Raw genomic sequence first — 10,161 nt, forward strand, 5'->3', positions numbered from 1 at the left:
TGCTCGCCACAACAAGCCAGCTCCCACATTTGATCCCATTCCACGTTGATACTGAGCCATACCCTCTGTTGCGGAGCCCCAGCCCCCATGAAGCACACTGTCATCCTTGTGGTGCTCGACGGCCTCAACTTCGAGGTTGCCCGGCACGCCATGGGGCACTTGCAGGCCTATGTCGGCGCCGGACGCGCAGCCCTCTACACACTGGAATGTGAACTGCCTGCCCTGTCCCGCCCGTTGTACGAGTGCATCCTCACCGGCGTGCCGCCGATCCAAAGCGGTGTCGTGCACAACAACGTCTCGCGCCTGTCCACCCAGCGCAGCATTTTCCATTACGCCACCGACGCCGGCTTGAGCACCGCTGCGGCGGCTTACCACTGGGTCAGCGAGTTGTATAACCGCACGCCCTTTCTCGCCGCCCGCGATCGTCATACCGACGACAAGGCGCTGGCGATCCAGCACGGGCATTTCTACTGGAATGACCACTACCCCGATTCCCACCTGTTCGCCGACGCCGAAAGCCTGCGGCTCAAGCACGCGCCAAACTTTTTGCTGGTGCACCCGATGAACATCGACGACGCCGGTCACAAGCATGGCCTCGACACCGCGCAATACCGCAACAGCGCACGCTCGGCTGACATTATCCTGGCCGACTACCTGCAAGACTGGCTCGATGCCGGCTACCAGGTACTGGTCACCGCCGACCACGGCATGAACAACGACCGCTCCCACAACGGCCTGTTGCGCGAAGAACGGGAAGTGCCACTGTTTGTCATCGGTGACGCCTTCAGCCTGGACAGCGACGCTGCGCCGAAACAAACCGACCTGTGCGGCACCATCTGCGAACTGCTGGGCGTGCCCCACAACAAGCCTGTGTGCCGGGAGCTGCTCAAGTGATTGCATTGACCCGCGGCAAATGGCTGGCCCTGCTATGCCTGCTGCCCTTCGCACTGTTCTTTATCGTGTTCGAGATCGCGCCGCTGGTATGGGTGCTGATCAGCAGCCTGCAAACCGAAGAGTCCGGCTGGAGCCTGGAAAACTTCACCCGCATCTTCACCTCGAAGTTCTACCGGCAGGCCATCCAGTTCAGCCTGGAGATCAGTTTCTACTCCAGCATCTTCGGCATCATCATCGCCACCCTGGGCAGCTACTCATTGCGCCGAGTGGATTCGCCGCTGCGCAACTTCGTCACCGCATTCGCCAACATGACCAGCAACTTCGCCGGCGTACCCCTGGCCTTCGCGTTCATCATCCTGCTGGGGTTCAACGGCAGTATCACCCTCATGCTCAAGCAGGCCGGGATCATTGAGGACTTCAACCTGTACTCGAAAACCGGCCTGATCATCCTCTATACCTACTTCCAGATTCCCCTCGGCGTACTGCTGCTCTACCCGGCCTTCGACGCATTGCGCGAAGACTGGCGCGAGTCGGCCGCCCTGCTCGGTGCGAATGGCTGGCAGTTCTGGCGGCATATCGGCCTGCCGGTGCTCACCCCGGCGCTGCTCGGTACCTTTGTGATCCTGTTGGCCAACGCCCTCGGCGCCTATGCCACGGTCTATGCACTGACCACCGGCAACTTCAACGTACTGCCGATTCGCATTGCCGGCCTGGTCTCCGGCGATGTGTCGCTGGACCCGAACATGGCCAGCGCCCTGGCCGTGGTGCTGGTGGCGCTGATGACCGTGGTCACGGTGGTGCATCAACTGCTGCTCAAGAGGAGCTACCATGTCTCGCGCTGAAGCCGGCTCGGCCTCCCTCTACCACCGGGTGGTGGTGTACCTGTTGTTCCTGATCCTGGTGCTGCCTTTGGTAGGCACCTTTGTCTACTCGATTTCCAGCAGTTGGTCGGCAACCATCCTGCCCGCCGGCTTCAGCGTGAAATGGTATGTACAGCTGTGGAGCGACCCGCGCTTTCTGATAGCCTTCGGGCAATCGTTGCTGGTGTGCGTGGGCGCACTGATCCTTTCGGTGGTGTTGATTTTGCCGCTGCTGTTCGTGGTGCACTACCACTTTCCCAAGCTCGACGCGTTGATGAACATCCTGATCCTGCTGCCCTTTGCGGTGCCGCCGGTGGTGTCCTCGGTGGGGCTGCTGCAACTGTACGGGTCCGGGCCGCTGGCGATGGTGGGCACGCCGTGGATTTTGATCGGCTGCTACTTCACCGTCGCGCTGCCGTTCATGTACCGCGCGATCACCAACAACCTGCAAGCCATCAACCTGCGCGACCTGATGGACGCTTCGCAACTGCTCGGCGCCAGCACCTGGCAGGCCGCGATCCTGGTGGTGCTGCCCAACCTGCGCAAGGGCCTGATGGTGGCGCTGCTGCTGTCGTTCTCGTTCCTGTTCGGCGAGTTCGTGTTCGCCAACATCCTCGTCGGCACCCGGTACGAAACCCTGCAGGTGTACCTCAACAACATGCGCAACAGCAGTGGCCATTTCACCAGCGCCGTGGTGATCTCTTATTTCTTCTTTGTGCTGGTACTGACCTGGGCCGCCACTCTCTTGAACAAGGACAAAAGCCAATGAGCTTCGTCAGCGTCCAACACCTGCAAAAAAGCTACGCCGGCACCCCGGTGTTCAGCGATATCAATTGCGAGGTCGCCAAAGGCGAGTTCGTCACCCTGCTCGGCCCGTCCGGTTGCGGCAAATCCACTTTGCTGCGCTGCATCGCCGGGCTTACGCCGGTAGACAGTGGCCAGATCCTCCTGGATGGCCAGGACATCGTGCCCCTGAGCCCACAGAAACGCCAGATCGGCATGGTGTTCCAGAGCTACGCGCTGTTCCCCAACATGACCGTGGCACAGAACGTCGCCTTCGGCCTGCGCATGCAAAAGGTCAACGCCGACGACAGCAACAAGCGCGTGCAAGAAGTGCTGCAACTGGTGGAGCTCAAGGACCTGGCCGGCCGTTATCCGCACCAGATGTCCGGTGGCCAGTGCCAGCGCGTCGCCCTTGCCCGCTCCCTGGTGACCCGCCCGCGCCTGCTGCTGCTGGATGAACCGCTGTCGGCATTGGATGCACGTATTCGCAAGCACTTGCGCGAGCAGATCCGCCAGATCCAGCGCGAGCTGGGGCTGACCACGATCTTCGTGACCCATGACCAGGAAGAAGCGCTGACCATGTCCGACCGCATCTTCTTGATGAACCAGGGCAAGATCGTGCAGAGCGGTGATGCCGAAACCCTCTATACCGCGCCGGTGGATGTGTTCGCTGCCGGGTTTATCGGCAACTACAACCTGCTCGATGCCGACAAGGCCAGCCAACTGCTGCAGCGGCCGATCAGCGGGCGCATCGCGATTCGCCCCGAGGCCATCGAGTTGAGCCGCAGCGGCGAGCTCGATGCGTTGGTGCGTAGCCACAGCCTGCTGGGTAACGTGATTCGCTACCGCATCGAAGCCCGTGGCGTCGAGCTGGTGGTGGACGTGCTCAATCGTTCGGCCGACGACCTGCACCCGGATGGCCAGCGCCTGGCACTTTCCATCGACCCCAGCGCACTGTGTGAAGTAGCCTGACAGGCAGCGACCTATTGAGAGAGAGCATCACCGATGGCATTGGTAATTTTTGATCTGGACGACACCCTGATCCACGGCGACTGCGCCACGCTGTGGAGCGAACAGATGGGCCGCCTTGGCTGGGTGGACCCTGAGTCGTTCATGCGCAGGAACAACGAGCTGATGGATGCCTACAGCCAGGGCAAGCTGCGGATGGAAGATTTCATGGATTTCAGCCTGGAGCCGATGATCGGCCGTACCCCGGAAGAAATCGAGCACTTGGTGGAGCCGTGGGTCGAGGACGTCATCGAGCCGCTGATCTACAGCGACGCCACCAAGACCATCGCCCGCCACCGCGCGAATGGCGACCGGATCCTGGTGATTTCCGCTTCGGGCACTCACCTGGTCACGCCGATTGCTGCGCGTATCGGTATCGAGGAAGTGCTGGGGATTAACCTGGAAGTCAGCCACGGCGTGTACAGCGGCCGTACCGTCGATGTACTGACTTACCGTGAGGGCAAGATCACGCGCTTGCTGGAATGGCTGGAGCAGGAAGGCGAAACCCTTGAAGGTGCCTATTTCTATTCGGACTCGCGCAATGATTTACCGCTGCTGCTCAAGGTGGATCACCCGCAGGTGGTGAACCCGGACCCGGTGTTGCGCGCCCATGCCGAACAGGCCGGCTGGCCGATCCACCACTGGACCTGAATCAATAGACATCAACCTGTGGGAGCTGGCTTGCCTGCGATAGCGGTGCGCCAGATGAAGAATTCTTCATCTGGTGCACCGCTATCGCAGGCAAGCCAGCTCCCACACTGACTGCATTTCAATCTAGGATTCGGTCAGGCTGTTGGCAATATGGACTACACCGGACGTAGGACGAGGTTGTTCTAGCCCCCCACATCACCGTCAACGCCTTGCAATGCTTTCACAGTGCCTCCATAGTGAGTCTGGACTGAGCCCGGTGCTGTAGCGCCGGGCTTTTTGCATTATGCGACCGGACCATATGGAACCGGCTCCCTCAAAGACGGCCTAATATGCGTTATCAATTGCCCCCGCGTCGAATCAGCATGAAGCATCTGTTCCCCAGCACCGCCCTCGCATTTTTCATTGGTCTCGGCTTCGCGTCGATGTCGACCAATACGTTCGCAGCCAATAGCTGGGACAACCTTCAGCCTGATCGCGATGAGGTGATTGCCAGCCTTAACGTCGTCGAGTTGCTCAAGCGCCATCACTACAGCAAGCCGCCGCTGGACGACGCTCGCTCAGTGATCATCTACGACAGCTACCTCAAGCTGCTGGACCCCTCGCGTAGCTACTTCCTGGCCAGCGATATCGCTGAGTTCGACAAGTGGAAGACCCAATTCGACGACTTCCTCAAGAGCGGCGACCTGCAGCCCGGCTTCACCATCTACAAGCGTTACCTGGACCGCGTCAAAGCGCGTCTGGATTTCGCGTTGGGTGAGCTGAACAAAGGTATCGACAAGCTCGATTTCACACAGAAAGAAACCCTTCTGGTGGACCGCAAGGACGCTCCTTGGCTGACCAGTACCGCGGCGCTGGACGACCTGTGGCGCAAACGCGTCAAGGACGAAGTGCTGCGCTTGAAGATCGCCGGCAAAGAGCCCAAGGCCATTCAAGAACTGCTGACCAAGCGCTACAAGAACCAGCTGGCACGCCTGGATCAGACCCGTGCCGAGGATATCTTCCAGGCCTACATCAACACCTTTGCGATGTCCTACGACCCGCACACCAATTATCTGTCGCCAGATAACGCGGAAAATTTCGATATCAATATGAGTCTGTCCCTGGAAGGCATCGGTGCCGTCCTGCAAAGCGACAATGACCAGGTGAAGATCGTACGTCTGGTGCCGGCAGGCCCTGCTGACAAAACCAAGCAAGTGGCACCGGCCGACAAGATCATCGGCGTGGCCCAGGCCGACAAAGAGATGGTCGATGTGGTCGGCTGGCGCCTGGACGAAGTGGTCAAGCTGATCCGTGGGCCTAAAGGCAGCGTGGTGCGCCTGGAAGTGATTCCGCACACCAATGCACCGAACGACCAGACCAGCAAGATCGTGTCCATCACCCGTGAAGCGGTGAAGCTCGAAGACCAGGCCGTGCAGAAGAAAGTCCTCAACCTCAAGCAGGATGGCAAGGACTACAAGCTGGGCGTGATCGAGATCCCGGCCTTCTATCTGGACTTCAAGGCGTTCCGTGCCGGTGATCCGGACTACAAGTCCACCACCCGCGACGTGAAGAAAATCCTGACAGAACTGCAGAAAGAGAAAGTCGACGGCGTGGTCATCGACCTGCGCAACAACGGCGGCGGCTCCCTGCAGGAAGCCACCGAGCTGACCAGCCTGTTTATCGACAAGGGCCCGACCGTGTTGGTACGCAACGCTGACGGCCGTGTCGACGTGCTCGAAGACGAGAACCCAGGGGCCTTCTACAAAGGGCCGATGGCGCTGCTGGTCAACCGCCTCTCGGCCTCGGCCTCGGAGATTTTCGCCGGCGCCATGCAGGACTACCACCGTGCATTGATCATCGGCGGCCAGACCTTCGGCAAGGGCACCGTGCAGACCATCCAGCCGCTGAATCATGGCGAGCTTAAACTGACACTGGCCAAGTTCTACCGGGTATCCGGGCAGAGCACCCAGCATCAAGGCGTACTGCCGGATATCGATTTCCCGTCGATCATCGACACCAAGGAAATCGGCGAAAGCGCCCTGCCTGAAGCCATGCCGTGGGACACCATCCGCCCTGCGATCAAGCCGGCGTCGGATCCGTTCAAGCCCTTCCTGGCGCAGTTGAAGGCTGATCATGACACCCGCTCCGCCAAGGATGCCGAGTTCGTGTTTATCCGCGACAAGCTGGCCCTGGCCAAGAAGCTGATGGAAGAGAAGACCGTCAGCCTCAACGAAGCGGATCGCCGTGCACAGCATTCCAGCATCGAGAATCAGCAACTGGTACTGGAAAACACCCGCCGCAAGGCCAAGGGTGAAGACCCGCTCAAAGAGCTGAAGAAAGAAGATGAAGACGCGCTGCCGACCGAGGCGGATAAAACCAAGCCGGAAGACGACGCTTACTTGGCCGAGACTGGCCGGATCCTGCTGGATTACCTGAAAATCACCAAGCAGGTGGCCAAGCAGTAAATGATGGCGATTTAATGTGATCGCTCCTCGGAGTGTCATCATATAGACATCATTCTGTCGTGAAATAAAAGGACCGCAGGTTTACGCCTGCGGTCCTTTTTTTTGATCGAGACCGCCATGACCATGACCGAACAGCTGAATGCATTGGGCTCAATCCTGGCTCAAGGCAGTTTGCACAGCCTGTTCCAACCGATCATCTGCCTGTCGGAGCGGCGCATCCTCGGTTATGAAGCCCTCAGTCGTGGCCCGTCCAACAGCCCGCTGCACTCCCCCGTTGCGCTGTTCTCGGTGGCCAGCCATGCCGGGCGCCTGAGCGAACTGGACATGGCGTGTCGAGAGAGTGCGTGCCGGCGCTTCAGCGAGCAGAAACTGCCCGGCAAGCTGTTCCTCAATATCTCGCCGGAATCCTTGATGGAGCACGCACATCAGCCAGGGCGCACCCTGCAACTGTTGCGCGACTTCGGTATTTCTCCCAGCCAAGTGGTGATCGAGCTCACCGAGCAAGCGCCCACCGACGATTTCGCGCTGTTGCAAACTGCCTTGCACCACTACCGCGACATGGGTTTTGCCATCGCACTGGATGACTTGGGCGCCGGTTATTCCAGTTTGCGGTTGTGGTCGGAACTGCGCCCGGACTACGTGAAGATCGACCGGCACTTTATCGACGGCATTCACCAGGACGCCCTCAAGCGCGAGTTTGTCGGCTCGATCCTGCAGATCGCCAGGGCATCCCGCGCCCAAGTGATTGCCGAGGGCATCGAACTGCCAGAAGAACTGGCGGTGTTGACCGAGATGGGCGTCGACCTGGTCCAGGGCTACCTGCTCTGCCGCCCTCAGGAAAAGCCGCCACAGGAAGCGCGCCTGATGCTGCCCAAGCCGGATAACGCCACGCTGGCCCTCAATGACGAAGGCAGTGACCTGAGCGCACTGCTCAATGAGCAACCCGCCGTGGATCAAGACACCGCCACCGCCCAAGTGCTGGAATCGTTCCGCCGCTAGGCCAACCTCAACTCGCTGGCGGTGTTAGACGGCCGTGGTTGCCCGGTCGGCATTGTGCACCGGCACTCGTTGTCGGACGCGTTGCTCAAGCCGTTCGCGACCGATCTGTTTGCACGTAAACCCATCAGTCGCTTGATGAGCGATGATTTTTTGGCGGTGGAACTGAGCCAGTCCTTGCAACAGGTCAGCCGCTTATTGACCAGCCGCGCGCGGCAACGCATCGAAGAGGATTTCATCATCACCCTGAACGGTGATTACCTGGGGCTGGGTCGGGTCATTGACGTGCTCAAGTTGATCACGGAGCTGAAAATCCAGCAGGCCCGCTACGCCAACCCGTTGACCTTGTTGCCTGGCAATGTGCCGATCCAGCAATGCCTCACCCGGCTGCTGCAGCAACAGCGCGAGTCGGTGATCTGCTATGTGGATATCGACAGTTTCAAACCGTTCAACGACATCTACGGCTACGGGCGCGGGGATGAAGTGCTGCTGTGCCTGGCGCAGTGCCTCAACGACCGGGTAGACCCCAGCCGCGACTTTGTCGGGCACATTGGCGGCGATGACTTTCTACTGGTGCTGGGCCCGCAGGACTGGCGCAAGCGGCTCAACCAACTGCTGGACGATTTCCACACCCAATGCCGACGCTTCTACCGCGCTGAACACCTTGAGGCTGGGTGCTTCGTGGCCCTCAATCGCCAGGGCGTGCGCCAGGAGTTTGCGTTGCTGTCGCTGTCCATCGGTGTAGTGCATTTGTATCCTCAGGCCTGCGCACAACTCGATGCCAGCCAGTTGGCAGAGCTGGCGTCACAAGCCAAGCACCAAGCCAAGGATGTGGCGGGCTACAGCATCCACGTGATCGACAGCATGGACACCTGCCCCCAGGCGCTTTAGGCCTCGGCAGACTCCGGATACTCGTACTCGAACACCCGCACCACTTCAGAAGCATGCCAGGACGCGGCGGCCACACCATCGGAAGGCCCGCTGAACCGCCCCAGACGCTCCACACATTCGAAAAAACCGGTGCGCGGCAGGCGGCTGGCGCCCTGGCTGATCACTAGGGAACTGCGCAGCGGCTGCTCGGCCTTGGCATCCAGCGCCGCCAAGTGCTCCAGAGCCGCAGCCAGGGTCTGCATGGCCGGCGTCGGGAATTGCAGGCGCTCAAGCAGCGCACGGTAGGTGAGCAAATGGCGCTGGCGCCGCGCCTGATCCAGTTCGTTGAGCAACCCATCCCAGTGTTGACGACTAATACGTAAGCTCAAGACTCATCCCTCCAACCTGCAACGCCCAATTCCCAGGCCAGGCTGCGGCGAATGGCGGCATCCGGCTGGCGTTCACCACTTTCTATCAATCCAAGATACGAAGGGCTGATGCCCACGGTACGCGCCAGGGCCTCGATTGCCAGGCCCTTGGCCTCACGCAGGCCGCGCAGGGCTGCAAGCGGACGCAGGTCCTGCTCGATAGCGGTGGGTGCAACAGAAGGAGAAGCGCGTGTTGGTTGCAATTGACCGGCAGCTTTTAGCAGCGCCTGGTACTGGTCCCATGGCAACACCGCGTATTCGGGTGCGCCATCGCGTGAAATGATCTGGATATCCATGACTGCCCCGTAGGATAAAAACACTTACTAAGTAAGTTATTTCCTTAGGAGTGTAATCCTAACAGCCACAAAGGTCGCAGGGGATACCGGGCAACATTAGTTTTTTTGCGGGTTTTCCCGGGCCAGCAGCTCAGGCGTCGCTGGCAGGCGCTCAACCACCGCAAGTTTTTCCGGGCGCTGCCCATCGCGCCAGGCACGAAACGCGCTCAGTTCGCCGCTCAGGGTCTTCATGACCCATGCCAGCACGGCGATGTCATCGAGCATGCCGAACATAGGGAGGAAGTCCGGAATGGCATCAATCGGGCTGAGAAAGTACATCAGCCCCGCTACCACCGAAATCAGCGCCTTGGGGCTGATGGCACGGTATTCGCCACGCCAGTAAGCCAGGCAAAGGGCCTGAAGCAATTTGAGATCGTCCTTGAGCTGGCCGAGCCGATTGCCTTGGCTTGAGCCTTTGGCTGCAACGGCAAACAACAAGGTTGGCAAGCGCCCGCGACCCAGCAAGCGTGCGGCCATAGGCAGGAAGCGGGTGAAAGTGAACGGTGGTTTCATAGGGCACTCCAGTTCCAGGCGATATAAAAGGTTATCCACACAAATTGTGGATAACCTTGTGAACAGAGCCTGTTTTATCGGCTGAAAGCCACGGACTACAAGGCCTACAGTCAGATCGGGCGTTTTTTGCGCACATAAAAAAAACCCAAGAATTCATTGACTTGGCATGTATGTGCGGCTACCCGTGCTCGAGTCTTATATCAGACTGTGTCCGGTTGCGGACGTTCGTTTGGATTTGCAGAGGCTTCAACGTAGGGGCTGGCTTGCCTGCGATTGCCTTAGGCATCAACACAACTTTACAGGCTGTAGCAGCCAACGCTAACCACGATGCGAAGCGAGCCGCTCTTGATCTTGATCTGCTTTTGATCTTAGGCGCCCC

Annotated in this window: 9 protein-coding genes and 1 pseudogene; 7 read left to right on the forward strand and 3 right to left on the reverse strand. The window is 59.6% G+C overall.

The window, feature by feature from the left end:
- Positions 1 to 87: 87 nt before the first annotated feature.
- The 7 genes and pseudogenes from AC4PS6_RS17610 to AC4PS6_RS17640 all read left to right on the forward strand — a co-directional run bounded on the left by AC4PS6_RS17610 (position 88) and on the right by AC4PS6_RS17640 (position 8,527).
- Positions 88 to 894 (forward strand): alkaline phosphatase family protein, encoded by an 807-nt coding sequence (locus AC4PS6_RS17610; protein ID WP_020301070.1) that lies wholly within the window; start codon positions 88 to 90, stop codon positions 892 to 894.
- Complete coding sequence (locus AC4PS6_RS17615) at positions 891 to 1,736, forward strand: ABC transporter permease (RefSeq protein WP_032901935.1); 846 nt, start codon at positions 891 to 893, stop codon at positions 1,734 to 1,736. The genes AC4PS6_RS17610 and AC4PS6_RS17615 overlap by 4 nt, the downstream gene beginning before the upstream one ends.
- On the forward strand, positions 1,723 to 2,523 hold the full coding sequence (locus AC4PS6_RS17620) for an ABC transporter permease (RefSeq protein ID WP_103451952.1): 801 nt from the start codon (positions 1,723 to 1,725) through the stop codon (positions 2,521 to 2,523). The genes AC4PS6_RS17615 and AC4PS6_RS17620 overlap by 14 nt, the downstream gene beginning before the upstream one ends.
- Positions 2,520 to 3,509, forward strand: coding sequence for an ABC transporter ATP-binding protein (locus AC4PS6_RS17625; protein ID WP_020301072.1), 990 nt, complete (start codon positions 2,520 to 2,522; stop codon positions 3,507 to 3,509). Before AC4PS6_RS17620 ends, AC4PS6_RS17625 begins: the two co-directional genes overlap by 4 nt.
- 33 nt (positions 3,510 to 3,542) lie before the next feature.
- On the forward strand, positions 3,543 to 4,196 hold the full coding sequence (locus tag AC4PS6_RS17630) for an HAD family hydrolase (protein WP_072435546.1): 654 nt from the start codon (positions 3,543 to 3,545) through the stop codon (positions 4,194 to 4,196).
- 362 nt (positions 4,197 to 4,558) lie between these two features.
- Positions 4,559 to 6,640 carry a carboxy terminal-processing peptidase gene (locus AC4PS6_RS17635; protein ID WP_224796967.1) on the forward strand — a complete coding sequence of 694 codons (2,082 nt, stop codon included), beginning with the start codon at positions 4,559 to 4,561 and terminating at the stop codon, positions 6,638 to 6,640.
- 117 nt (positions 6,641 to 6,757) lie between these two features.
- Positions 6,758 to 8,527, forward strand: a pseudogene (locus AC4PS6_RS17640) (bifunctional diguanylate cyclase/phosphodiesterase).
- Here the strand turns inward: AC4PS6_RS17640 and AC4PS6_RS17645 are convergent.
- From AC4PS6_RS17645 to AC4PS6_RS17655, 3 genes are all read right to left on the reverse strand, one after another.
- The gene (locus AC4PS6_RS17645) at positions 8,524 to 8,895 is read right to left on the reverse strand and encodes a hypothetical protein (protein ID WP_005786715.1); all 372 of its coding nucleotides are present in this window, start codon (positions 8,893 to 8,895) and stop codon (positions 8,524 to 8,526) included. The pseudogene AC4PS6_RS17640 and the gene AC4PS6_RS17645 overlap by 4 nt on opposite strands.
- Positions 8,892 to 9,230 (reverse strand): helix-turn-helix domain-containing protein, encoded by a 339-nt coding sequence (locus AC4PS6_RS17650; protein WP_014717794.1) that lies wholly within the window; start codon positions 9,228 to 9,230, stop codon positions 8,892 to 8,894. The genes AC4PS6_RS17645 and AC4PS6_RS17650 overlap by 4 nt, the downstream gene beginning before the upstream one ends.
- Positions 9,231 to 9,326: 96 nt before the next feature.
- Complete coding sequence (locus AC4PS6_RS17655) at positions 9,327 to 9,782, reverse strand: YkvA family protein (protein WP_014717793.1); 456 nt, start codon at positions 9,780 to 9,782, stop codon at positions 9,327 to 9,329.
- Positions 9,783 to 10,161 lie beyond the last annotated feature (379 nt).

The organism is Pseudomonas sp. DW-iso17 (assembly GCF_058725345.1).